Raw genomic sequence first — 23104 nt, 5'->3', positions numbered from 1 at the left:
ACTTTCCTTCAGGTACGTACCGGCTTGATCGCCATGCCGGTGTTGGGGGCCACGTCATGTACCGCCTCCGCACTGGCCGGGCGGCTGTTCCAGTGCGGCAGCAGCACCAGGGCGGAGAACAGCGCAGTGCCGGCGAACACGATGAACACCGTGACGCTGTCGAAATAGCCCGGCAGCAGGCCACCCAACACCGCACCCACCGAGCCGCAGCCATTGACGAACCCGGCTGCCGTGGCGCCGGCCTTGGCGGTGCCGAAGTCGATCGCGGCCGCGCCGCTGATCATCGAGTCAGGTCCGTACAGGGTCAGGCCCATGACGAACAACAGCGCAACGACCAGAACCACACTGCCGCTGTGCATTGCGGCCATGAAACCCGCCAGGGTGAAGGTCAGCAGCACCAGGCTGATCACGCAGGCAGGCATGCGCCGGGCACCGAACAGCTTGTCCGAGGCCAGGCCGATGAGGATCGGGCCGAGCAACCCGGCCAGCTCGAAGGCTGTGGGAATGATCGCCGCGCCAACCTTGCCTACCGAGGGCATCTGCTCGAAAACGATCACCGGCCCCCACAGCAGAATGGCGTAGCGCGCCGGCTTGAGCATGAAGTAGGCAAGACCCAACGTGAGTACCGTGCGGTTGCGCAGGATTTCGCGCAGCGGCGCCCAGACGCTGCACAGGTTCGCGCCTGGCGTCATGCTCTGCGGCTCCGGCTCCACCGCCGGCAGGCCGACGTCTTCGGGCTTATTGCGCTGCAAGAAGAAGAACAGCAGCGCTACCGCTGCCACCACCACGGCGCTGGAGAAAAACGCTGCGTGCCAGCTGCCAACCAGGGTGTACGCCCACCACCCGGCAAAGGGCGAGGCCACCAGGCCGCCAAAGGCGTAGCACGAACTCCATAGCCCAAGTACCCGGCCACGCTGGGACGACGGGAAGAAACTGCCGATGTTCTTGCACAGCCCTGCCCAGCCGGTCGACTGCGCCAGGCCCTGGATCAGCATGCAGGTGGCAAAGATCGGGAAGGTCGCGTAACTGCCCATCACCACCGCTGCTGCGGCCGAGATCAGCAGGCCGCCGAGTACCACCACGCGTGGGCCGAAGCGGTCGGCGAGCATGCCCCAGGTGAACTGGCCCACGGCGTAGGCCGCCAGGTAGATCGCGTCGAGGTTGGCCATGGCGGCCTTGTCGAGCATGAAGCCTGGATCTTCAGCAATGCCAAGCTTGGCGACCGAGAAGGCCTTGCGGGTGAAGTAGAAGGCGGCGTAGGCCAGCCAGGTGATGGCGAAGATCTGCATGCGCCACCGCTTGATGGCACCGAAAGACTGGTTCATTTGACTCTGACCTCTTGCTGAGTGTGCCGGCAGAATGTGAAGAAACGCCTGTCTTGTTGTTGTGTTGCGCACTGCATGACGGAGGGACGTCATCTGGCTGGACCATGGCCCGGTGCAGGCGCTTTTGGCGCTGCCTCGGGTTGAGCGACATGGAAACAGCTGATGACTGATAAATAAAATCGATTTATCGTATTTCACACATAAGCCCAGCTTTTAACTGAACCTGTTCCGAGGTGTTCATGTCGGTCTCGCAAGCGCAGCTCAAGGCCTTTCACGCCGTGGCCGAACACGGCAGCTTCACCCGGGCCGCCGAGAAACTCTTCCTCACCCAGCCGGCGGTGTCCGACCAGGTGCGCAAGCTGGAGGAACGCTTCGGCGTGCTGCTGTTCCAGCGCAACAAGCGCTCGGTGCAGCTCACCGACCTGGGCGAACGCCTGTTGGGCATCAGCCAACGCCTGTTCGCCTGTGAAGCCGAAGCCCTGGAGCTGCTGCAGGATTCGCGTGCCCTGCACACCGGCAGCCTGGTGCTGGCGGTGGATGCCCCCGTGCACGTACTGCCGCAGGTTGCGCGCTTCTGCCAGCGCTACCCGGGGATTCAGGTCAAGATCGAGACGGGCAACACCGATGAGTCGCTGGCGCGCCTGTTCAGCTACCAGGCCGACCTGGCCCTGCTCGGGCGCGACGTCGATGACGAGCGGCTGTTCTGCGTGCCGATGCGGCGTGACCCGATGGTGGCCTTCGTGTCCCGGGACCACCCTTGGGCCACCCGCGCCTCGATCAGCCTGGCCGACCTGGACGACACGCCGCTGGTCTTGCGTGAGCCCGGCTCGGTGACACGCCAGACCCTAGAAGAAGAGATGCAGCGCGCGGGCCTGCGCATCCGCCCGGCCATCCAGGTCGAGGGACGTGAAGCGGCGCGTGAAGCGGTGGTGGTGGGGATTGGCGTGGGGGTGGTGTCGGCGGCGGAGTTCGGCGCCGACTCACGGGTGTGCGCGCTGCCCATCGTCGATTGCCAACGCCACATGACCGAGACGCTGGTGTGCCTGAGCGAACAACGCACGCGGCGAGTGGTGGCGACATTTTTGCAGATGGTGCAAGAGGCGCTGTGACTCCATCGGTGCCGCCCCTGCGATCAGGCCGGCCCCGACAACCCTGCAATCTGCCCTATGCTGATGACTCGCCCCACAGCGGACCCCGCCCACCATGCTCTACCGCCTAAGCGCCGACGCCCTGGTCCTGCTGCACCTGGCCTTCATCCTGCTGGTGCTGTTCGGCGGCCTGCTGGTGCTGCGCTGGCGCCGCGCCCTGCTCCTGCATCTGCCGACCCTGGCCTGGGGGCTTTCGGTGGAATGCCTGCATCTGCAGTGCCCGCTGACCGGCTGGGAAAACCGCATGCGCCTGGCAGCCGGCCAGGCTGGCTACCAGGGTGGGTTCGTCGAGCACTATGTCTGGCCGCTGATCTACCCTGCCGGGCTGACATCGCAGATCCAGGTGCTGCTCGGGTTGATCGTGTTGCTGCTCAACCTTGGCATCTACGGCTATGTGCTCTGGCGCGGGTGGCGTGCTAGCGGGTAGCGACCACGAACAACCGCGGGAACGGCAGCAACACCTTGCCATCGGTGGCTTTCGGGTAATCCTGCTCCATGGCCTGCAAGTAGAGCTGCAGGAAGCTCTCGCGCTCGGCCTCGTCCAGCCGCGCCAGGTACGGCCGCAAGCCCGAACCCTTGAACCACTCCACCACGGCGCTGGCGCCGCCCTCGAGGACATGGTGATAGGTGGTACGCCACACATCCACGCGTTCGCACAGCGGGCTGAGCAGGTCGTAGTAGAACGCGCCGCTGTGTCGCGGTGGCAAGGAAAAATCGCTGAACTTGTCTTTCCACGGGCCTTGGCTGGCAATCTCGCGCATGCGCTTGTGGGCAGGTTCGTCAAGGTTGTCGGGAGTCTGCACCGCCAGGCTGCCACCCTCGGAAAGCTGGCGGATCAGGTGCGGGTACAGCTCACGGTGGTTCGGCACCCATTGCAACGACGCGTTGGCGAGGATCAGGTCCTGGGGTTCGGCAGCCTTCCAGGTGGCGATATCGGCTACCTCGCAACGCACCCGTGGCACGTTCAGGCGTGGTCGCTCGCGCGCCTTGTCGATCATGTCCTGGTCGCTGTCCAAGGCCAGCACCTGGGCGTCGCCATGCTGTTGCAGCAAGACCTCGGTGGAGTTGCCAGGGCCGCAACCAAGGTCAGTGGCATGGCGCACCGGCCGCGGTGGCACGGCCGCGAGCAGATCGCGCACGGCGCGGGTGCGTTCATTTTCGAAGAGCGAATATTGGGTGGCGGACCAGGCCATGGGCGACTCCTTCGGCAGTTGGAAGCGCTAGCATAGGCCTTTTGCCGAGCGTCCGGGGTATCGGCCTGACCGATCCGCTTCGCCTGAACGAAAACAGGAACCGACAGCCTATGCTGGAGGTCATCCGCATAACCTCCACACGTCGCTTGCCATGAATGCCTTCCCCTATCCGCGTCTTGCCCTGCCTCTGGCCATCCTTGCGTTGATCGGCGCCTCCTTCCTGCTCGCCTCGCCCTGGATGGGCCAGGGCTTCGAGCTGTCCGACCTGTCCACCGACAGCCAGAGCCGCCTGACCCGGCAACTGGAGGACGGCAGCCTGTTGACCCTGGACAACGGGTCGGCCGTGGACCTGACGTTCGACCGCGCCCAGCGACGGATCGACCTGCTCAAGGGCCAACTGTTGCTGGAGGTGGCGCGGGGCGATACGCGCCCGCTGTTCATCGTCACCCCACACGGCAGCCTGCGGCCGCTGGACGCGAAACTGATCGTCGAACGGCTGCAGGACAGCAGCGAAGTCACCGTGCTGGAGGGGCGGGTCGAACTGACGGGCAACGACCGCCAACGGTCGCTCAACCGCGGCCAGCAGTTGCGCTTCGATGGCATCAGCCCCGGCACCCTGACCCAGGTCGATACCGGCGACACCCAGGCAGCCTGGTACCTGGAGCGCCTGCCCGGCGATGGTCAGCCGTTGAACGAAACGCTCGAGCGCCTGGCCCGGCACCACCGTGGCCTGCTGCTGTTCGATGCCCCCTCGCTGGCCGACCTGAAGGTCGCCGACGACCTGGCCCTGGACGACACCGACCAGGCCCTGGATGACCTGCAGGCCGCCCTGCCGATCAAGGTCGCCCGTTACACCGATTGGCTGACGGTGGTGCGGCGCAAATGAAAACGCGGCCGGGCCCGGGGGGGGCCGGCCGCGGTTTGAGTGCAACCCCCGGTGGGATCAGTGCCGCTTGGCGCTACGGATCTGATGCACCACACCCATGGCCACCACGATGGCCGCGGCGATACCGGTGGAGATCACCAGGATCTGGTAGTCAGGCATGAAGGCCATGGTCACCAGTGCGGCAACGATGAAGGCGATCACCAGGTAGGTCAGCCAGGGGAACAGCCACATCTTCAGGCGCACCTCACGGCCCTCGGCGATCAGCTTGCGGCGCATGCGCAGCTGCGAGAAGGCGATCACCAGGTACACCAGCAGGGCGATCATGCCGGTGGTGTTCATCAGGGTTTCCAGCACATCCTTCGGGCGCAGGGTCTCGCTGAAGTTGATCAGCGCACAGACCACCGCCACGGCGCAGGAGCCGAGGATCGCGTATACCGGCACGCCGGTCCCGGTGCGGGTGATCTTGAAGAACGACGGTGCATCACCGCGCTGCGACAGCGAGAAGAGCATGCGCGAAGCGGTGTAGTGGCCGGAGATCAGGCAACTGCTCACCGAGGTCAACACCACGAAGTTCATCAGCAACTCGGCATACGGCACACCCAGCAGTTCCAGGGTGCGACGGTAGGCGCCATAGCCGGAAACGCCCAGGTGCGGATCGTTCCACGGCACCAGGCAGACGATCAGGAAGATCGAGCCGACGTAGAACAGGCACACACGCCACACCACCGAATTGGTGGCCTTGACGATCTGGGTAGCCGGGTCCTTCGCTTCCGAAGCCGCGATGGTCACGATCTCGGCACCGAGGAAGGCGAACATCACCCCGAGCAAGGCGCCGATCACCGTGGTGATGCCGTTGGGCATGAAGCCTTCGGCGGTCAGGTGGGTGATGCCGCGCACCTCACCGAACTGCCAGACGTTCATCACTGCGGCGGTACACACCACCAGGAAACAGACGATCGCCACCACCTTGATCAAGGCGAACCAGAACTCGAATTCGCCGTAGTGCTTGACGTTGAAGAAGTTCACGGTGATCAGCAACAAGGTGGTCGCCAGCACGAACACGTTGACGCTGACACCAGGGAAGAAGCCATGCAGGATCTTGCCCGCCACGTAGGCTTCCCAGGCCATGAGGATGACCCAGTACCACCAGTACAGCCAACCGATGGTGAAACCGGCCCAACGCCCGATGGCGCGGTCGGCGTAGGTCGAGAACGAGCCGGTGTCCGGCGAGGAAGTCGCCATCTCGCCGAGCATGCGCATGATCAGCACCACCAGGATGCCGCCGGCGAGGTACGCCAGGACAGCCGCTGGGCCGGCGCTGTGGATCACGCTGCCGGAGCCGACGAACAAGGCGCCGCCAATGACCCCGGCGATCGACATCATCGTCAGGTGGCGCGACTTGAGCGAGGCACTGAGCTTGCTCTCGTGCCCGCCTTCCGCGGAGGTGGTGGATGTGGATGTTGCGTCCATCAGTTGTGTACCCCGTGCTTCTTTTTATCCAAGGAAAAACTGTGAAACCCCGATGGTTATCGGCCTCACCTGTACATCAGCGCTATTGCGGGCAGGAGGTGTGAAGAACACACGCAGACCATCCATGGCGGCCTGCTGACGCGCCCGAGGGTTGCCGCTCGGGCGAACTGAACGTGTTGCATCTGGCGATATCTGACACCTAATGTAAAAATGTCCGCCACATAGAGCCATGCACAGTGGCATGAAACTCGCACTGCACTGTACAGGCCGCCAATGCAATACACCCGCGACACCCTGCAGGCGCTTGGCGTTACGCACACCTGAAGGCACCCCATGCTGCGACTACATCCCGACTCCCCTACCCCGCTGGTCAACCAGATCATCGACGGATTGCGCGAGCTCATCGACAACCAGACGCTCAAGCCCGGCGCCAAGGTGCCGTCTATCCGCGCGTTTGCCTCGACCTACTCGGTGAGCACCTTCACCGTGGTCGAAGCCTACGACCGCCTGGTGGCCCAGGGGCTGCTGGTCAGTCGCGGCAATGCGGGTTTCTTCGTCAGCCGCTCGGCGGGCGAGTTGCTCGACACGCACACCCCGCAAGCTGACACAACCCGACCATCGTTCAACTCCGAGTGGTACCTGCAACAGATCTTCGAAACCCGCCAACTGCCGTTCAAACCCGGCTGCGGCTGGCTGCCCAACGACTGGATGTACGAAGATGGCTTGCGTCGCGGCATGCGCCAGGTGGCCGGCAGCCCGCTGGAGCTGTCTGGCTATGGTGATCCGATGGGCCTGCCTGAATTGCGCGCGCTGACCGCGCAGAACCTGCAGCAGGAGCTGTCGATCGTCGCCAGCCCTGCGCAACTGATGCTCACCCATGGCGCCAGCCAGGCGCTGGACCTGGCCGTGCGCACCCTGGTGCGACCGGGTGACGTGGTGCTGGTGGACGACCCAGGCTATCCCAACCTGATGAGCATCCTGCGCTTTCAGGGCGCGACCTTGGTGGGCGTCCCGCGCACACCGGTGGGCTACGACCTCGACCAGTTGGAGCGCTTGCTCGCCCACCATCGCCCGACGGTGTTCTTCACCCAGCCACACCTGCACAGCCCGACCTGTTCGCGTACGCCGCTCGCGCAGTTGCACCGCCTGCTGCAACTGGCGTCGCAGCATGGTTTGCGCCTGGTGGAGAACAACCTCTACGCCGACATGATCGCCGAGCCGCAGCCGTGCCTTGCCAGCCTCGATCATCTGCAGCAGGTGGTATACGTGGGCAGCTACTCCAAGAGCATCTCGCCCAACGTGCGGGTGGGCTACCTGGTGGCCGAAGCCGAGGTGATGCAGCAGCTGTTGCAGTTGAAGATGCGTTCAGGGCTGACCACCTCGCAGGTGATGGAGCGGGTGGTATACGCCGCAGTGATCGACGGACGCTGGCGCAAGCACCTCAAGCGCCTGCGCCAGCGCCTGGCAGAAGCGCATCAGGAAGTGGGTCGGCACCTGCATCGACTGGGCTTCGAGTTGTTCATCGAGTCGGATGAAGGCATGTACATCTGGACCCGCCACCCGGCCATTCCCGATAGTGCGGCGCTGCTCGACGATGCGCTGGAACAGGGGATCATGCTTGGGCCTGGGCAGTTGTTCATGGTCGATGCGCAGGCCACGGGGTGGATGCGGTTCAATGTGGCGTTCAGTACGGATCCCGGGATGTGGGAGTTGCTGGAGAAGGTGTTGGTGCGGCATGTCAGGCGAGGCTAATGAAAATCCCGACTCCTTACATCCAACCCCCGCAATAACCCACTGACATCCTCCAACCGCCGCGCGATCAGGTGTCTGACACCCTTTTCCTGCTCCAGCCGGCCACTGACCTTGAGCAATTGCGAGCCCACCAGGGCTCGCCGCTGTCGCTCGGCCAGATCCCGCCACACCACCACGTTGAGCATGCCGAACTCGTCTTCCAGGGTGACGAAGGTCACGCCGCTGGCCGTCTGCGGGCGCTGGCGACCCACGACGATGCCGGCCACGGCAACGCTGTCGCCATGGCTCAAGCCATCCAGCTCACGAGAGCTGCGGCAACCCAGCGCGCGCAGGCGTGAACGCAGCAGCGTCAAGGGATGCGGGCCAAGTGTGGTGCCCAGGGTCGCGTAGTCGGCGAACAGGTCTTCGGCGATGCTCGGCGCCGGCAAGCTCACTTCGCTCTCAGGCGCAGACTCGACCCCAGCGAACAACGGCAGTTGCGCCTGCACGGCAGCGACCTGCCAGCGTGCCTGATGGCGATCGCGAGCCAGGGCACGCAAGGCACCGGCATCGGCCAGGCGCGCGCGGGCGCGGCTGTCGAGGGACGCACGCAGGCACAGATCCTCGACATCCCGCCATGGCCGCTGTGCCCGCGCCTGCTCCAGGCGCCGGGCATCGTCCTCGCCGAAACCACGGACCTGCCGCAGCCCCAGGCGAATCGCCAGGGCATCACCGCCTTGCGGTTCCAGGGTGCAGTCCCAGACGCTGTGAACGACATCCACCGGTCGCACCTCGATGCCCTGTCGACGCGCCTCCTGCAAAAGCTGGTCGGGGCTGTAGAACCCCATGGGCCAACTGTTGATCAACGCGCAGGTGAAGATCGCCGGCTCGTGGCACTTGAGCCAACTGCTGGCGTAGCACAGCAAGGCGAAACTGGCGGCGTGGGACTCGGGGAAGCCATAGCTGCCGAACCCCTTGATCTGCTCGAAGATGCGTTCGGCAAAGGCCAGCTCGTAACCATTGCGCAACATGCCGTCGAGCAAGCGCAGCCGATGCGGCTCCAGCCCGCCATGACGCTTCCACGCCGCCATGCTGCGGCGCAACTGGTCGGCTTCGCCTGGGGTGTAGTCGGCCGCGACCATCGCCAGTTCCATTACCTGCTCCTGGAACAACGGCACACCCAGCGTGCGCTTGAAGACCGCCTTGAGCTTTTCCGAAGGATAAGTGACCGGCTCTTGCTTCAGACGCCGCCGCAGATAGGGATGCACCATGTCCCCCTGGATCGGCCCGGGCCGCACGATTGCCACCTCGATGACCAGGTCGTAGAAGGTGCGCGGCTGCAGGCGCGGCAGCATGGCCATCTGTGCCCGCGACTCGATCTGGAACACCCCCATGGTCTCGGCGCGGCTGATCATCGCGTAGGTGGCGGGGTCTTCCTGGGGGATGCTGGCCAGGGTCAGCTCGCGGCCACGGTGCAGCCGGAGCAGGTCGAAACAACGGCGCAGGGCGCTGAGCATGCCCAGGGCGAGCACATCGACCTTGAGCAGACCAACCATGTCCAGGTCGTCCTTGTCCCACTGGATCACCGTGCGCTCGGGCATGGCGGCGTTCTCCACCGGCACCAGCTGGTCCAGTGGCTGCTCGCAGATCACGAAACCGCCAGGGTGTTGCGACAGGTGTCGAGGGAAACCGATCAGCTCACCCGCCAGCACCAGGATACGCCGCAACGATGGGCTCTGCGCCTCGAAACCAGCCTCGGCCAGGCGCTGCGGATCGGGAATGCGATCGCTCCAGCGCCCGCAGCATTTGGCCAGGGCATCCACCTGGTCGCTCGGCAGACCCAGCACCCGAGCCACGTCACGCACGGCGCCAGCAGCGTGATAGGTGCTGACCACCGCGGTAAGCGCCGCGCGGTGCCGGCCATAGCGCCTGAACACATACTGGATCACCTCTTCGCGGCGGTCGTGTTCGAAGTCCACGTCGATGTCGGGCGGTTCATTGCGCTCACGTGAGAGAAATCGCTCGAACAGCAGGCGGTGGGTCATCGGGTCGAGCTCGGTGATCCCCAGCACGAAACACACCACCGAGTTGGCCGCAGAGCCCCGCCCCTGGCAGAGAATATTCTGCCGGCGCGCGAAATCGACGATGTCGTGGACGGTGAGAAAGTAGCTTTCGTAGCCCAGTTCCTCGATCAGCGTCAGTTCGCCCTCAAGCGTCTGGTACACCTCGGCGCTGGCACCCTGCGGCCAGCGTATCGACAGACGCTGCTCGCACAAGTGACGCAACCAGCTCGCCGGGCTGTGGCCTTCAGGGACCAGCTCACGGGGGTACTGGTACTTCAGCTCGCTCAGGTCGAAGCGGCAGCGCTCGGCAATGACCAGGGTTTCGCTCAGCAGGTCGCCGGGGTGCAGCTCGGCCAGTTGCTCGCGGCTACGCAGGTGGCGTTCGCCATTGGGGTAGAGGTAACGCCCGGCCTCGGCCACCGTGCAGTGCTGGCGGATCGCGGTCATGCAGTCCTGCAAGGCGCGACGACCACGTACATGCATGTGCACGTCGCCACAGGCCACGGCGCGAATCGCCAGTTGCCCGGCCAGGGCACGCAAACGCTGCAAGCGCGCTGCGTCGTCGCTGCCACGGTGCTGGTGCACTGCCAGCCACAGCCGCTCGGGGAACAGTGCCTGCAACCAACGGCCGGGTTCAGGGTCGCCAGGGTCGTCAGCGATCCACAGCGCCAGCAAGCCTGAGCAATGCGCCTGCAGGTCTTCGGCCAGCAATCGATACTCGCCCTTCTCTGCCCGACGCCGCGCACGGGTAATGAGCGCGCAGAGGCTCTGGTAGCCGCTCAGGTTCTCCACCAGCAGCACCAGGCGCGGCCCATCCTGCACCTGCACTTCGCTGCCGACGATCAGTCGTACGCCATGCTCGCGGGCCGCCTGCCAGGCGCGGACAATCCCGGCCAGGGTACATTCGTCGGTGATTGCCAGGGCCTGATAGCCCTGCTCGTGGGCACGACGAAACAGCTCGTCGGCGCTGGAGGCGCCGCGCTGAAAACTGAAATTCGACAGGCAATGCAGCTCGGCGTACCCAGGCAGGCTCATGCGAACCAGCCCTGCAGCCACAAGGGGCCGGGTTGGGCGAGGTCGCGGTAGGCCCAACCGCGTAACCCTTCGCGGGTTTCGATGCGGTAGTAGTCACGGCGCACATCACCGCCATCCCACCAGCCCGATTCGATGCGCTCGGCTTGGCCAAGCCATTGCAGGCCGCCCTCGGGCAAGGCCAGGGCCTGGGGCAGCAACCAGCCAGGACGGCTGCCGGGCGCGACCGCCAGGCTACCGGCAGCGCCCTGCTCGCTGGCCTGCCAGGCATGCTCGGGACGATGATCGGCTTCGGCGCGCAGCCCCATGACCGCCTCGTCGCCCAACCGGGCACGCAAGCGCTCGCGCAACTGCTCCCAGGGCTGGGCCTGCTGCGAACGCGGATCGAACAGCGCGCGATGCTGTGGCACGAACGCTGGCAGGTCGGCGGCCAGCAGGCGCACGTTGCGCACCGGCGCCGGAATGCGCAGCGGCTCCAGCCGGCCACGGGCCAGTTCGAAGAGCATCGCCGCTTCGCGCTCGGCCGCCAGCAAGCCGACCTTCAGCACGGTATCCGGCCCCTCTACGTGCTCCAGATGCAGCTCGAAACGCTGCACGCCGCAGTCGCGCCCAGCAAGAAAAGCGGCCAGGTCATTGATCAGCCGGCGCAGGGGAAACAGTAATGCCTGGTGCGATTCCACATCGAAATTCAGCTCCAGCCTGGACTCGAACCGGTCTGGCGGCTGATAGAAATCCAGCCCCAGCGCACGCTGGCCGAAAAGTTGGTCCAGGTGCAACTGCACAGGCGCGGCAAAACGCTTGGCCAGGGCATCACGCGGCAAGGCCATGACCTCGCCCAGCCGGCGCAACCCCATGCGCGAGAGGGCCTGGGCGGCATCGGCAGGCAAGCCGACCCGATCCAGAGGCATGTTCGCCAATGCTGCGCGCGTCTGCTCGGCGCAGGTCAGCGCCAGGCCATCGTGCCCGTTGACCAGCATGCGCGCCGCCACCGGATTGCTCGCCAGCACAATGCGATGACGCAGGCCGAGTTCCTGCAGTTCTGTACGCAGACGCGCCTCGAAACTCGTCCACGGACCGAACAGTTGCAGGCTCGACCCCACCTCCAGCAACAACGCACGCGGATAGTGCAGGCTGACCTGAGCGCTGAACCGGTAGGCCCAGGCCGCCAACAGTTGCTGTACTTCGTCGATGCGCGCCGGATCGGCCTCGACACAGGTGAAGCCGTCAGCCAGGGCGCGGGCGGCAGTCAGCGTCTGGCCGGCGCGCAGCCCCAGGTCGGCGGCCGCCGCATTGACCGCCTGCAACACCCGTCGTTGCGCTGGGCCGCCAAGCAGTACCAGCGGCGAATCGGCGTCGTCACGCCCGCGCTGAACGGTGTCCAGCGCCAGCTGCGGCAGCAGGATGCAGGCCCAGAGCATGGCGCATCAGCCTCGTCCGGGAGCGGCGATGGGCGTGGCCGGCACCAGGCCGCCACGGCACTTGAGCACTCGCCACTGTGCCGGACGCGTATCGATGGCGATACGCAAAGCCGCAGGCGACGGGTTGTGCGCCGCCTGCTGGGGTCGGCAGGCGAAGGCCAGCGCCTCACCGGTTTCAGCGGCGACTTGCAAGCGGCGCAATGAGCGGTCATCGGCGCGCTCCGGCCAGCACAGCACCGCCGCACAACTGCCAGAGCGCAGGCACTGCTCGGCAGCCCACAGGGCCTCGTCTGGCTCGGCCGCGACCTGCGCCAGCCAGCGCAGATCGACGCCTGCCGCCTGCCAGGCCGGCGCGTAGGGAATGAACGGCGGCGCTACCAGCACCACCCGCCCACCCTCGCCGCTCAGCCGGGCGAGGGTCGGCCAGAGCAACTGCAGTTCACCGCAACCGGGGCTGGCCAGCAGCAACTCGCTGAGCGCCGCCGATGGCCAGCCCCCTTCAGGCAGGCGCTCGTCCAGCGCGGCATGACCGGTGGGCTGCAAGCCGAGCGGGCGTGCCTGGACCTGCCGCCCACGCCAGATTCGGCGCTGGTCGAGCAGCCCATCGAGATCGACTACCGCGCCCATCAGTCACGCCTCAGCAGGCCGCAGAACACACCTTCGATGCAGAAGTCGTGCTCGGGGCCCACGTCGATGGGGGCATAGGCCGGGTTGCGTGGCAGCAGCCGATAGCCACCCGCCACCCGTTGCAGGCGCTTGATGGTGACCTCGCCATCGAGCCGCGCAACGACGATCTGCCCGTCGCGGGCATCGCCCTGCTGGAGAATGCCAACCAGATCGCCGTCGAGGATACCGTCGCCGATCATCGAATCGCCGCGCACCTTGAGCAGGTAGTCGGGCGTGCGGCGGAACAGGCTGGGGTCGATCAGCAATTGTTCGTGGATGCCCAGGTCCGGACCGATCGGCGCACCGGCGGCGACCCGGCCAAGCACCGGAATCTCGAGGATTTCCGGTCGGCGCAGCGGTTCGGCCAGGCGAATGCCCCGCGCCTGGTTAGGCGTGACCTCGATGTAACCACCCTCATGCAGGGCAGTGATGTGCTTGCGCGCCACGCTGCGCGAGGCGAAACCGAAGCGCTCGGCGATATCGGCCAGGCTCGGCGGCTGGCCGTGGTCGGCGATGCGCTCGCGGATGAATTCGAGAATGGCGCGGCGTTTGGGGGATAATTTGTCCATGGAGCACATTTGTACTCTTTTCCGAAAACACTGAACAGCCCCCTTCGTCGCCGAGTTTGGCTATGATGGCTGCTGAATTGTTTCTTCACTGCCAGGATGCCCGATGCTGACCGCCCTGCTGTTCGACCTCGATGGGACCCTCACCGACACCGACACCCTGCACCTGCAGGCGTTTCGCAAGCTGCTGCACGATTACGACGGCCGCGAACTGACCCAGGAGCAATTCAACGCCCAGGTCAGCGGCCGCTCCAATGGCCTGCTGTTCAAGGAGCTGTTCCCCCAGGCCGATGCCGCCGAGTGCAAGAACCTGGCCGACCGCAAGGAGGCGCTGTTCCGCGAAATGTCGCCCACGCTCGAGCCGATGCCGGGCCTGCTGCGCCTGCTGGAGCACGCCGAGCGCCATGGCATCGGCATGTGCGTGGTGACCAATGCCCCGCGGCTGAACGCCGAGCACATGCTGGGGGCCATGGGCCTGGGCGAGCGCTTCGAGCATGTGCTGGTGGCCGACGAACTGGCCCGGCCCAAGCCCGACCCACTGCCCTACCTCACCGGCCTCCAGCGCCTGGAAGCCAAGGCCGCGCAGGCACTGGCCTTCGAAGACTCGCTGCCCGGCGTGAAGGCGGCGGTCGACGCCGGGATCTTCACCGTGGCCCTGGCCACCACCCAGCCGGCCGAGCGCCTGCTGCAGGCCGGCGCGCAACTGGTGATCGAGGATTACAACGACCCACGGCTGTGGGCGTTGATCGAACAGATGCAGGCTTGGCTCTCGCCTCGGTAGGCGCGGCGGTTCGCCGCTGCGACGTGTTCCGCGCCTACCGAAGGGTGGGTCAAGCCCGCCGCGCAACCATCAGGAAGATCACCAGCGCCAGCCCCGGCAATACCGCGCCCACCAGCGCCACGCCATTCCAGCCATAACCCGCATACAAGGCACTGGCCACTGCCGAACCCAGAGCACCGCCGATGAAGATGCTGGTCATGTACACGGCATTGAGCCGCCCGCGGCTGGCTGGGTCCAGGGCGTACACCTCACGCTGGCCGATCACCATGTTCATCTGCACGGCGAAGTCCAGCAGCACCCCGGTCAACCCCAGGCCGATCACGCTGTAGCCCGGCGCGCTCAGCCCGAACAGCAGCGACAACGGCGCCAGCACCAGGGCCAGCAACGACGCCTGGCGCGCATGCCCGGCATCGGCAAGGCGCCCGGCAATCGGGGCCGCAATGGCGCCCACCGCGCCCACCAATGCGAACAACGCGATCTGGCTCTGCGACAGGCCATGCTCGGTTGCCAGCGCCAGCGGCACGGCGGTCCAGTACAGGCTGAACGTCGCGAACATCAAGCCTTGATACAGCGAGCGCTGGCGCAGCAACGGGTAGCGCCGCAGCAGCCCGCCCAGCGAGGCCATCAACTCGACGTAGCTGGCCTTGTGCTCCAGCACACGCCGCGGCAGGGTCACGGCCAGCAGCACGACGATTGCCGCCATCAGCACCGCCGCCCCCAGGAACACGGCACGCCAGCCGAAGTGATCGGCCACCAGGCTCGACAAGGGCCGCGCCAGCAGGATGCCCAACAGCAGGCCACCCATGATGTTGCCCACCACCCGGCCACGCTGTTGCTCCGGTGACAGATGCGCAGCCAGTGGGATCAGCATCTGCACCGCCACCGAACTGAAGCCGATCAGCAAGGCATAACCGAGAAACAGCTCACCTTGGCCGTGCCCACTGCTGCCCGCCAGGAGCAGGCTGGCGCAGGACAGCACAGCCGTGGCGATCATCAGCCGACGGTTCTCCACCAGGTCGGCCAACGGCACCAGCAACAGCAGCCCCAGGGCGTAGCCCAGCTGGGTGAGCGAGACGATCAGGCTGGCACGCTCGGTGGACAGCCCAAGGTCCGGCGCGATCAGGCCGACGATGGGTTGGGCGTAGTAGATGTTGGCAACGATGGCACCACAGCAGAACGCCAGCAGCGTCACCAGGCCTCGGCTCAGTGACGTGCCGGATGTAGAGGATGTCGCTAAAGAAGCACTCATTTCAGATTATTCACACATGGCAAGACATGCCACGCACCTTAGCGGCCAGGGCCTGCGGAGGGAATCGGAGCGCAACGCAAAGCGGCTTTGCGCCAGGCGCAACGCCACCACGCTCAGGGCCTGAGCAACGACTCGCAGAACTCGATGAACGCCGTTACCCGCCGCGACCAGCGATGGTTGGGCAGGTACAGGGCGTTGATATTGCAACTGGCAGCGATCGGATTGGCCTGCCAGCCCGGGAACAACCGCACCAGACGCCCGGCAGCGACATCGTCGCGCACCAGCCAGTCTGCCAGCAGGCTGACGCCACTGCCCGCCACCGCCGCCTCGCGCAGCAAGTCGGAGTTGGCGCAGCGCAAGGGCCCGGCCACATCCACCTCGATCAGCTCGTCTCCTTGGCGCAGTTGCCAAGGTCGCCCCAGGCCGCTATAGCGAAAGCGCAAACAGGCATGCTCGCTCAACTGCGCGGGGTGTTCGAGCGCAGCATGGCTGGCCAGGTAATCCGGGCTGGCCACCAGCCAGCGTTCAAAAGTGCCCAGGGTGCGACTGACCAGCTCGTCGCTCGGCGCCGGATCACCCAGGCGAATGGACAGGTCGTAGCGCCCGTCGAGCAAATCGTCGAAGCGGTCGCTCAGGTCGATATCCAGCTCCAGCGAGGGGTAGCGGGCCATGAAGCGGCCCAGGTGCGGCGCAATCATCCGCCGCCCGAACTCCACCGGCAGGCACAGGCGTAGCACGCCCACCGGTTCCTGCCCGCGATCGGCGACGCTGGCATCGGCCTCGGCCAAGGCCGCGACGATAGCGCGGGCGCGCTGGTAGTAGCCGACACCCGCCTCGGTCAGGCTGACCTGCCGGGTCGAGCGGTTGAGCAGGCTGGTACCCAGCTCGCTTTCCAACGCATCGACCAGGCGTGTCACCGACGAGGTCGCGACCCCGAGCCGTCGGCCGGCAGCGGAAAAGCCCTGGGCTTCAACAGTCGCCATGAACATCTTGATGGCCAGCAGCTTGTCCATTGGCGTGATTCCTTGCGTAGCTCCGTGCGGAAAATCCCGGAACCTTCCTACAATCACCGTCCGGAATCAAGAAAGGCAAACGTCCATGCCCGATAACCTGTTCAGCCCCCTGCCCCCGCTCGATCCTGCGGCCGCCGAGCAATTCGACGAACTGCTGCGCCGCCCAGGGCTGCGCATCGAGCGCATCGTCTCCAGCGGCCAATGCAGCCCGCCCGATTTCTGGTACGACCAGGCCGAAGGCGAGTGGGTGGTGGTTCTCACCGGCAGCGCCGGGTTACGCCTGGAGCACGAAAGCGAAACGCGGGTACTGAAGGCAGGCGACCACCTGGATATCCCGCCGCATTGCCGACACCGCGTGGAGTGGACGCAGGCCGATGCGACGACGGTCTGGCTGGCAGTGTTCTACACAGCCCATACGCGCTAGAGCTGCTTGAGCGCGATGTCTCCTGCCCCACCCTTGCCATCACGCCGCTCGCTCATCCAGTCATTGACCTTCTGCCCGAACTCGGCCGGCGCCTTGCGCCCGAAGCGCCGCGCCAGGTCGAGGATGGTCTGCTGGGCCAGTGCCTCTTCCATACGTTTCTGCGCGCTGAGCATCACCGCATGGATGGCACAGGTGCCCTCGGTGGCCCAGCCGGGCGCTGCACCGTCGAACAGCGAGCAGCGCTCGCGGATCTCGCGGCAATCGAAGATCTTCTTCGGCCCATCGATGGCGTTGACGATATCCAGCACGGTGATTTCGTCCGAAGGCCGGGCCAGGCGAAAACCGCCACGCACGCCTTCAGTGGCCGCCACCAGCCCGGCACGCGCCAGCTTGGTGAAGACCTTGGCCAGGTATTCCTGCGGCACCCCTTGCAGTTCGGCGAGATCGCGCACGCTGGACTCGCGGCTATCGCCGCGCTCGTCGATGAGGAACAGCAGGCAGTGAATGCCGTACTCGACGCCCGCGCTGTATAACGACATGTCAATCTCCGACCAAATTTGTCGCAAATAGTACGCCCTTCTCCAGGAACTGGCAAAGCCATCGGCCACCATCGGTCGCCTGCCTATTTTCCTCAATCACCCAGAACCCTTGATTTATCGCTGCTCCACCTGCAAAGCGAGGGCTGCCTGCGACTGCCCGCTAAAAAAAAGCTTGTCGTTTTAAACTACGACCAATAGAGTCGTAGTTATTCAGCAAGCGCAGCAACGCACGCCGAACCTCGACCCAAACCCCTTCGACCCTCTCGCGGAGCCTGTCCATGAACCCACACATCCTGATCATCGGTGCCGGTTTTGCCGGCGTCTGGAGCGCCCTGAGCGCCGCCCGCCTGCTCGACCTCGCCAAGCGTGGCGACATCCACATCAGCGTGCTCGCGCCGCAGGCCGAACTGCGCATCCGCCCGCGCTTCTACGAAGCAGATGTGCACACGATGAAAGCGCCGCTTGGCGAGCTGTTCGAGGCTGTAGGGGTGAATTTCATCCAGGGCCATGTCCAATCCATCGATGCCGACGCACGCTCGGTCACCTATATCGACGCCAATGGCCAGACCCGCCAACTGGGTTACGAGCGCCTGGTACTGGCCGCCGGCAGCCAGGTTGCCCGCCCTGCCGTACCGGGTCTGGATCAGCACAGCTTCGATGTCGACCAGATGGAGTCGGCGGTCAAGCTGGAGCAACACCTGACCGACCTCGCCAGCCTGCCGGCCTCCCCGGCCCGCAACACCGTGGTGGTGTGCGGCGGCGGTTTCACCGGCATCGAGACCGCCACCGAAATGCCTGCCCGCTTGCGCGCAGTACTCGGCGAGCAGGCCAATATCCGCGTGATCGTGATTGATCGCGGCGCACAGGTCGGTGCAGCCCTGGGTGCCGGCATCACCCCAGCCATCGTTGCCGCCTCACAGCACGCCGGCGTGCAATGGCTCACCAATGCTTCGGTGATCGCGGTGGATGCCGGTGGCGTGACCCTGGACAACGGCGAGTACATCGCCAGCAAGACGGTGATCTGGACCGCAGGCGTCAAGGCCAGCCCGCTGACCGCGCAGATCGCCGGCGAACGTGATGCCCAGGGTCGCCTGCGCGTCGACGAGCACCTCAAGGTCATCGGCCAGCAGCATATCTACGCCACCGGCGACGTGGCCTGGGCCGCAGTCGATGACCTGGGCAACCACGCGCTGATGACCTGCCAGCACGCCATCCCCATGGGCCGTCACTCGGGCAACAATGCCATGGCCGACCTGCTCGGCGAGGCGCCGGTGGTGTATCGCCAGCCCAAGTACGTCACCTGCCTCGATCTGGGCGACTGGGGCGCGGCCTTCAGCGAAGGTTGGGAACGTGAACTGAAGCTGCAGGGCGATGAAGGCAAGCAGCTCAAGCGCCAGATCAACTCGGTGTGGATCTACCCGCCAGAGGCTGATCGCAGCAAGGCCCTGGCCGCTGCCGATCCAATGATCGCCATCGTTTAAGCGAATAAACCTGACAGATCCGTCAAAAAATGACGGATCTGTTTGTACGTGTAGTTACATTGAATGACTGGTCAATAATAGTGGCACCGTGGCATTATTGACGTCAAAAAACCTACTAAAGTTAAGGATATTGTACTTTCCCGCAGCGCACCGAGACGCCTGGCCCCTTTCGCCGGTTCCGGCACCACGACCCAGCGCTTGACGCCTGCACGCCACATTCAAGGAGTAGCTCCATGCACTTAAGGAATATGAAGATTGGTATCCGGGCAGCCAGCGTATTTACGCTGCTGGGCGTCCTGGTGCTGGTCATGGGTCTGATATCGCTGTACGAAACCCGGCGCATGGACAGCGCCACCGATGAGATCCGCGTCACCTGGATGCCGGCGATCATTGCCCTGAACGAGGTCAGCACCAATCTCGGCCGCGCCCGCGCCATGACCCTGCGCAGCGTGATCGAGGAAGATCCCGCCGTCCGCCAGACCACCCTCGGCCGCATCGGCGAGATCAATACTTCGCTCGAAGCAGGCATCAAAACCTACGAATCGACCATCATCGAAAAGGACGACCGCGCCCTGTTCGATAACTTCGTCTCTCTCACCCAGCGCTACCACGGTCTGCAGAAGTCGATCCGCGATGCCGCGGCCAATGGCGACATTGCCGAGGCCAGGCGCCTGGTCAACGGCCCGCTGGCCGAGTACGCCGACTCGATGATGAAAGCGCTCGGCACCCTGATCCAGTACAACTCCGACGGTGCCGACAAAGCCTCGCAGCGCAGCAGTGACGCCTATGAAGAAGCCTTTGCCCTGATCGTGCTGTCGCTGGTGGTGATCATCCTCGCGCTGGTGGCCATCGCCGTGCTGCTGACCCGCAGCATCGTCGTACCGTTGGCCGAAGCCGTGAGCGTTGCCGAGCGCGTGGCCACCGGCGACCTGACCCAGGAAATCCGCATCGTCGGTCGTGACGAGCCGGCGCTGCTGCTACGGGCCCTGAGCCGCATGCAGGAAAGCCTGCGCGACACCATCCGCAAGATCGCAGCCTCGTCCGACCAGTTGGCCTCGGCGTCCGAAGAGCTGCACACCGTCACCGAAGACACCAGCCGCGGCCTGCACCAGCAAAGCGCGGAGATCGACCAGGCCGCCACTGCGGTCAACCAGATGACCGCTGCGGTGGAGGAAGTGGCCAACAACGCCGTCAGCACCGCCGACGCCTCCAGGGGCGCCGACCAGACCACCCGCGATGGCCGCGACCAGGTCAACCAGGCGCTGAGCTCGATCCAGCAACTGGTCGAGGACGTCACCGGCACCTCCAGCGAGATCGAACAACTGGCCACCAGCGCCAACGAAATCAGCCGCGTGCTCGATGTGATCGGCTCGATCGCCGGGCAAACCAACCTGCTGGCGCTCAACGCCGCCATCGAAGCGGCGCGGGCCGGTGAAGCCGGACGTGGCTTTGCCGTGGTCGCCGATGAAGTGCGGGCGCTGGCCCATCGGACCCAGCAGTCCACGGCCGAGATCGAGCAGATGATCGGGGGTATCCAGACCGGCACCGAGCGCGCCGTGGGTTCGATGCACAGCAGCCAGGGCCGTGCCAGCGGCACCCTGGAGATCGCCGAGGCCGCAGGTCAGGCACTGGAGCTGATTGCCGAGGCGATCGCCGCGATCAACCAGCGCAACCTGGTGATCGCCAGCGCGTCCGAAGAGCAGGCCCAGGTGGCGCGTGAGGTAGACCGCAACCTGGTGAACATCCGTGACCTGGCGATGCAGACCTCTGCGGGAGCCAACCAGACCAGCGCCGCGGCGCAGGATCTCTCGCGCCTGGCGGTGGAATTGAACGGGATGGTGGCGCAGTTCAAGGTGTGAACTGAAACACCGAGGGCCGCTTTGCGGCCCTCTTGCACATCAACTAGTCGCTCACACCTAGCGCACGCCCCGCCTTCAGCGCCTTGCCGCGAGTGGCCAGGCAATAATAGAGCGGCACCGTCACCAGCAACCCGAACAGCCACGACAGGTCGGCGCCTTCGACGATGTTCGAATACGGCCCCACATACAGCGCCGTATTGGCGAACGGCAGTTGCACCAGGATCCCGCATACATAGGCAACGATGGCGTGGTGGTTGAAGCGACCGTAGATGCCGCCATCGGCGCGGAAGAACGAGGCGATGTCGTATTCGCCCTTCTTGATCAGGTAGAAGTCGACCAGGTTGATCGACGCCCAGGGCACCAGCACCAGCAGCAGTGCCAGGATCAGGCCGATGAACTGGCCGATGAACCCCGCCGAGGCATTCAGCGCCACCAGCCCGCACCCGAACAGGATCACCGACGCCAGCACTACCCGCACCCGCACGCTCGGCGTCCAGTGAGCGACGAACGTCTGGATCGCGGTAACGATCGACAGCACCGCGCCATACAGATTCAGCGCGTTGTGGCTGATGATGTTGAGCAGGAACAGCACCATCAGGATCGGTCCCAACCAGCCGGTGGCCTGCTTGACCGCATCCATCGCATCGGTGCCTTCCGGCACGCACAACACCGCCACCGCCCCGAAGCTGAAGCACAGGATGGTGCCCAGGGTCGCGCCGAAATAGGTCGCCCAGAACGGCTTGGCGATACCGATCTCGCGCGGCAGGTAGCGCGAATAGTCCGAGGTGTAGGGCGAGAAGCTGATCTGCCAGATGGTGCCCAGCGACACCGTGGCGATGAAGCCCGACAGGTTGAAGGCCCCGCGACTGAAGAAGTCGGCTGGCAGCTCCTGGGCGAACATCATGATGAAGCCGGCCAGCAGCGCCGAGCCCATCACCCAGGTACCGATGCGGTTCAGGCTATGGATGAAGCGATAGCCGATCACGCCAATGGCCGTGGCGCTCAGGGCACCGATGACGATGGCCGTGGGCATCGGCACGCTCGGAGCGATGCCGTGGATCGACTTGCCCGCCAGGACGATGTTGGAAATGAAGAAGCCGACATAGATCAGCGCGGTGAAGAACACGATCAGCAATGCGCCGTAGCGCCCGAACTGGCCGCGGCTCTGCACCATCTGCGGAATGCCCAGCTGCGGTCCCTGCGCAGAGGCCAGGGCGATGACGATCCCGCCCAGCAGATGCCCCATCACGATGGCGACCAGGCCCCACAGCAGGTTCAGGTGGAACACCTGGACCACCATCGCGCCGGTGACGATCGGCAGTGGCGCGATATTGGTACTGAACCAGAGGGTGAAGAGGTCGCGCGCCTTCCCGTGGCGCTCGGAGGGGGGAACATGATCGACCGTGTGATTCTCGACAAACTGGTGTTGCGACGACGGTTGGGACATAGGATTTCAGCTCGAAAGGATCATTTTTATCTTTGTATGGAAACCGCTCGGGGCGGCCTCTCAGCTGAAGACCATATTATGGTATTCCAAACTTTTGACAACACTGCGCTGTGCTTTTTCAGCGCATCTGATCTGCCTTGTGCGCCACTGTGGCGCAGGGCTCCAGTAATCAAGACCAATGAATACGGGGCTTTTACCGTTCATCGTGTGTTCCCGGGCGCAGAAAATTCTGCTTGCAATATAGGTATTACGGTATACCATCAGACACATCAACGATAAAAAACGCGGACCACCGCACGCCCCTTAGAGGTACACGCCATGATCGACGCAACCGTCTACAAGCACGTCCTGGGCTCCTTCCCGTCCGGCGTCACGGTCATCACCACCCTGGACGACGACGGCTCGGTCGTCGGCCTCACTGCCAGCGCCTTTTCTTCCCTGTCCATGGACCCGCCGCTGGTGCTGTTCTGCCCCAACTACAGCTCCGACTCCTATCCTGTACTGATCAAGCAAAAGCGCTTCGCCATCCACTTGCTGTCCGGCGAGCAGCAGGCCGAAGCCTATGCATTCGCCAAAAAAGGCAAGGACAAGGCCAGCGGTATCGAGTGGGCCCTGAGCGAGCTGGGCAACCCGCTGCTGGCCGGTGCCACCGCGATCATCGAGTGCGAGCTGTGGCGCGAGTACGAAGGTGGCGATCACGCCATCATGGTCGGCAAGGTACACAACCTGATCGTGCCTGAGGACGCCCCACGACCGATGGTCTACTGCCGCGGCAAAATGGCCAGCCTGCCCGCCTTCGCCTGATACCTGCAG

Annotated in this window: 20 protein-coding genes; 9 read left to right on the top strand and 11 right to left on the bottom strand. The window is 65.0% G+C overall.

Annotated features, from left to right (window positions below; translation table 11 throughout):
* Positions 1–8: 8 nt before the first annotated feature.
* A complete protein-coding gene (locus IAE40_RS14490; protein WP_112898534.1) occupies positions 9–1325 on the bottom strand; it encodes an MFS transporter in 1317 nt (438 codons plus the stop codon).
* 239 nt (positions 1326–1564) lie between these two features.
* Here IAE40_RS14490 and IAE40_RS14485 point away from each other — a divergent pair, with 239 nt between their 5' ends.
* Together IAE40_RS14485 and IAE40_RS14480 are read left to right on the top strand one after the other, a co-directional pair.
* Entirely contained in the window at positions 1565–2434 is an 870-nt protein-coding gene (locus IAE40_RS14485) for a LysR substrate-binding domain-containing protein (RefSeq protein ID WP_200603432.1), read from the top strand.
* A 94-nt stretch (positions 2435–2528) separates the two neighbouring features.
* The gene (locus tag IAE40_RS14480) at positions 2529–2900 is read left to right on the top strand and encodes a DUF2784 domain-containing protein (protein ID WP_200603431.1); all 372 of its coding nucleotides are present in this window, start codon (positions 2529–2531) and stop codon (positions 2898–2900) included.
* Here IAE40_RS14480 and tam read toward each other — a convergent pair.
* Entirely contained in the window at positions 2890–3666 is a 777-nt protein-coding gene (tam, locus tag IAE40_RS14475) for a trans-aconitate 2-methyltransferase (RefSeq protein WP_153772743.1), read from the bottom strand. The genes IAE40_RS14480 and tam overlap by 11 nt on opposite strands.
* A 151-nt stretch (positions 3667–3817) precedes the next feature.
* Between tam and IAE40_RS14470 the strand changes: the two genes are divergently transcribed.
* On the top strand, positions 3818–4552 hold the full coding sequence (locus tag IAE40_RS14470) for a FecR family protein (RefSeq protein ID WP_197891353.1): 735 nt from the start codon (positions 3818–3820) through the stop codon (positions 4550–4552).
* 57 nt (positions 4553–4609) lie between these two features.
* Here the strand turns inward: IAE40_RS14470 and IAE40_RS14465 are convergent, their stop codons facing one another.
* Entirely contained in the window at positions 4610–6022 is a 1413-nt protein-coding gene (locus tag IAE40_RS14465; RefSeq protein ID WP_112898536.1) for an amino acid permease, read from the bottom strand.
* A 333-nt stretch (positions 6023–6355) separates the two neighbouring features.
* On the opposite strand from IAE40_RS14465, the gene IAE40_RS14460 reads away from it, so the two are divergent.
* Positions 6356–7774 carry an aminotransferase-like domain-containing protein gene (locus IAE40_RS14460; RefSeq protein ID WP_054891567.1) on the top strand — a complete coding sequence of 473 codons (1419 nt, stop codon included), beginning with the start codon at positions 6356–6358 and terminating at the stop codon, positions 7772–7774.
* Here the strand turns inward: IAE40_RS14460 and IAE40_RS14455 are convergent.
* Genes IAE40_RS14455 through lexA form a run of 4 tightly spaced genes read right to left on the bottom strand, consistent with a single transcriptional unit; the run spans position 7771 to position 13510 of the window.
* On the bottom strand, positions 7771–10851 hold the full coding sequence (locus IAE40_RS14455; RefSeq protein WP_200603430.1) for an error-prone DNA polymerase: 3081 nt from the start codon (positions 10849–10851) through the stop codon (positions 7771–7773). The two genes, IAE40_RS14460 and IAE40_RS14455, sit on opposite strands and share 4 nt — an antisense overlap.
* On the bottom strand, positions 10848–12266 hold the full coding sequence (locus IAE40_RS14450; RefSeq protein ID WP_197891347.1) for a Y-family DNA polymerase: 1419 nt from the start codon (positions 12264–12266) through the stop codon (positions 10848–10850). Before IAE40_RS14450 ends, IAE40_RS14455 begins: the two co-directional genes overlap by 4 nt.
* Before the next feature lie 6 nt (positions 12267–12272).
* Positions 12273–12893: a translesion DNA synthesis-associated protein ImuA gene (gene imuA, locus IAE40_RS14445; RefSeq protein WP_054891570.1), complete on the bottom strand. Its 621-nt coding sequence runs from the start codon at positions 12891–12893 to the stop codon at positions 12273–12275.
* A complete protein-coding gene (gene lexA, locus IAE40_RS14440) occupies positions 12893–13510 on the bottom strand; it encodes a transcriptional repressor LexA (RefSeq protein WP_063545264.1) in 618 nt (205 codons plus the stop codon). Before lexA ends, imuA begins: the two co-directional genes overlap by 1 nt.
* A gap of 94 nt (positions 13511–13604) precedes the next feature.
* Here lexA and IAE40_RS14435 point away from each other — a divergent pair, with 94 nt between their 5' ends.
* Positions 13605–14279, top strand: a complete 675-nt coding sequence (locus IAE40_RS14435) for an HAD family hydrolase (protein ID WP_200603429.1) — start codon at positions 13605–13607, stop codon at positions 14277–14279.
* Positions 14280–14328: 49 nt separating this feature from the next.
* On the opposite strand, the gene IAE40_RS14430 is transcribed toward IAE40_RS14435, so the two are convergent.
* Together IAE40_RS14430 and IAE40_RS14425 are read right to left on the bottom strand one after the other, a co-directional pair.
* Positions 14329–15528 (bottom strand): MFS transporter, encoded by a 1200-nt coding sequence (locus IAE40_RS14430; protein ID WP_200603428.1) that lies wholly within the window; start codon positions 15526–15528, stop codon positions 14329–14331.
* 113 nt (positions 15529–15641) lie between these two features.
* On the bottom strand, positions 15642–16541 hold the full coding sequence (locus IAE40_RS14425; protein WP_063545274.1) for a LysR family transcriptional regulator: 900 nt from the start codon (positions 16539–16541) through the stop codon (positions 15642–15644).
* 85 nt (positions 16542–16626) lie between these two features.
* On the opposite strand from IAE40_RS14425, the gene IAE40_RS14420 reads away from it, so the two are divergent.
* Positions 16627–16965 carry a cupin domain-containing protein gene (locus IAE40_RS14420; protein WP_200603427.1) on the top strand — a complete coding sequence of 113 codons (339 nt, stop codon included), beginning with the start codon at positions 16627–16629 and terminating at the stop codon, positions 16963–16965.
* Here IAE40_RS14420 and IAE40_RS14415 read toward each other — a convergent pair.
* Entirely contained in the window at positions 16962–17504 is a 543-nt protein-coding gene (locus IAE40_RS14415) for an RrF2 family transcriptional regulator (RefSeq protein ID WP_065862557.1), read from the bottom strand. The two genes, IAE40_RS14420 and IAE40_RS14415, sit on opposite strands and share 4 nt — an antisense overlap.
* Before the next feature lie 278 nt (positions 17505–17782).
* Here IAE40_RS14415 and IAE40_RS14410 point away from each other — a divergent pair, with 278 nt between their 5' ends.
* Entirely contained in the window at positions 17783–18985 is a 1203-nt protein-coding gene (locus IAE40_RS14410) for an NAD(P)/FAD-dependent oxidoreductase (RefSeq protein ID WP_200603426.1), read from the top strand.
* 233 nt (positions 18986–19218) lie between these two features.
* Complete coding sequence (locus IAE40_RS14405; protein ID WP_200603425.1) at positions 19219–20844, top strand: methyl-accepting chemotaxis protein; 1626 nt, start codon at positions 19219–19221, stop codon at positions 20842–20844.
* A 43-nt stretch (positions 20845–20887) separates the two neighbouring features.
* Here IAE40_RS14405 and IAE40_RS14400 read toward each other — a convergent pair whose 3' ends face one another.
* Positions 20888–22291 (bottom strand): purine-cytosine permease family protein, encoded by a 1404-nt coding sequence (locus IAE40_RS14400; protein WP_151924953.1) that lies wholly within the window; start codon positions 22289–22291, stop codon positions 20888–20890.
* 318 nt (positions 22292–22609) lie between these two features.
* Between IAE40_RS14400 and IAE40_RS14395 the strand changes: the two genes are divergently transcribed.
* Positions 22610–23095 carry a flavin reductase family protein gene (locus IAE40_RS14395; RefSeq protein WP_125929614.1) on the top strand — a complete coding sequence of 162 codons (486 nt, stop codon included), beginning with the start codon at positions 22610–22612 and terminating at the stop codon, positions 23093–23095.
* Positions 23096–23104: the final 9 nt, after the last annotated feature.

Source organism: Pseudomonas sp. S44, assembly GCF_016624805.1.
Taxonomy (GTDB): domain Bacteria; phylum Pseudomonadota; class Gammaproteobacteria; order Pseudomonadales; family Pseudomonadaceae; genus Aquipseudomonas; species Aquipseudomonas machongensis.
The sequence above is the reverse complement of the archived record's forward strand: the minus strand, read 5'-3'. Positions and strand labels throughout refer to the sequence as shown.

Bases quoted from the DNA above. Each gene is read 5' to 3' on its own strand.
- IAE40_RS14465 (WP_112898536.1), bottom strand. From the start codon at position 6,022: ATGGACGCAACATCCACATCCACCACCTCCGCGGAAGGCGGGCACGAG.
- IAE40_RS14485 (WP_200603432.1), top strand. From the start codon at position 1,565: ATGTCGGTCTCGCAAGCGCAGCTCAAGGCCTTTCACGCCGTGGCCGAA.
- IAE40_RS14400 (WP_151924953.1), bottom strand. From the start codon at position 22,291: ATGTCCCAACCGTCGTCGCAACACCAGTTTGTCGAGAATCACACGGTC.
- IAE40_RS14480 (WP_200603431.1), top strand. From the start codon at position 2,529: ATGCTCTACCGCCTAAGCGCCGACGCCCTGGTCCTGCTGCACCTGGCC.
- IAE40_RS14455 (WP_200603430.1), bottom strand. From the start codon at position 10,851: ATGAGCCTGCCTGGGTACGCCGAGCTGCATTGCCTGTCGAATTTCAGT.
- tam (WP_153772743.1), bottom strand. From the start codon at position 3,666: ATGGCCTGGTCCGCCACCCAATATTCGCTCTTCGAAAATGAACGCACC.
- IAE40_RS14395 (WP_125929614.1), top strand. From the start codon at position 22,610: ATGATCGACGCAACCGTCTACAAGCACGTCCTGGGCTCCTTCCCGTCC.
- IAE40_RS14490 (WP_112898534.1), bottom strand. From the start codon at position 1,325: ATGAACCAGTCTTTCGGTGCCATCAAGCGGTGGCGCATGCAGATCTTC.
- IAE40_RS14450 (WP_197891347.1), bottom strand. From the start codon at position 12,266: ATGCTCTGGGCCTGCATCCTGCTGCCGCAGCTGGCGCTGGACACCGTT.
- IAE40_RS14470 (WP_197891353.1), top strand. From the start codon at position 3,818: ATGAATGCCTTCCCCTATCCGCGTCTTGCCCTGCCTCTGGCCATCCTT.
- IAE40_RS14410 (WP_200603426.1), top strand. From the start codon at position 17,783: ATGAACCCACACATCCTGATCATCGGTGCCGGTTTTGCCGGCGTCTGG.
- IAE40_RS14420 (WP_200603427.1), top strand. From the start codon at position 16,627: ATGCCCGATAACCTGTTCAGCCCCCTGCCCCCGCTCGATCCTGCGGCC.
- IAE40_RS14430 (WP_200603428.1), bottom strand. From the start codon at position 15,528: ATGAGTGCTTCTTTAGCGACATCCTCTACATCCGGCACGTCACTGAGC.
- IAE40_RS14405 (WP_200603425.1), top strand. From the start codon at position 19,219: ATGCACTTAAGGAATATGAAGATTGGTATCCGGGCAGCCAGCGTATTT.
- IAE40_RS14415 (WP_065862557.1), bottom strand. From the start codon at position 17,504: ATGTCGTTATACAGCGCGGGCGTCGAGTACGGCATTCACTGCCTGCTG.
- IAE40_RS14425 (WP_063545274.1), bottom strand. From the start codon at position 16,541: ATGGACAAGCTGCTGGCCATCAAGATGTTCATGGCGACTGTTGAAGCC.
- IAE40_RS14435 (WP_200603429.1), top strand. From the start codon at position 13,605: ATGCTGACCGCCCTGCTGTTCGACCTCGATGGGACCCTCACCGACACC.
- IAE40_RS14460 (WP_054891567.1), top strand. From the start codon at position 6,356: ATGCTGCGACTACATCCCGACTCCCCTACCCCGCTGGTCAACCAGATC.
- lexA (WP_063545264.1), bottom strand. From the start codon at position 13,510: ATGTGCTCCATGGACAAATTATCCCCCAAACGCCGCGCCATTCTCGAA.
- imuA (WP_054891570.1), bottom strand. From the start codon at position 12,893: ATGGGCGCGGTAGTCGATCTCGATGGGCTGCTCGACCAGCGCCGAATC.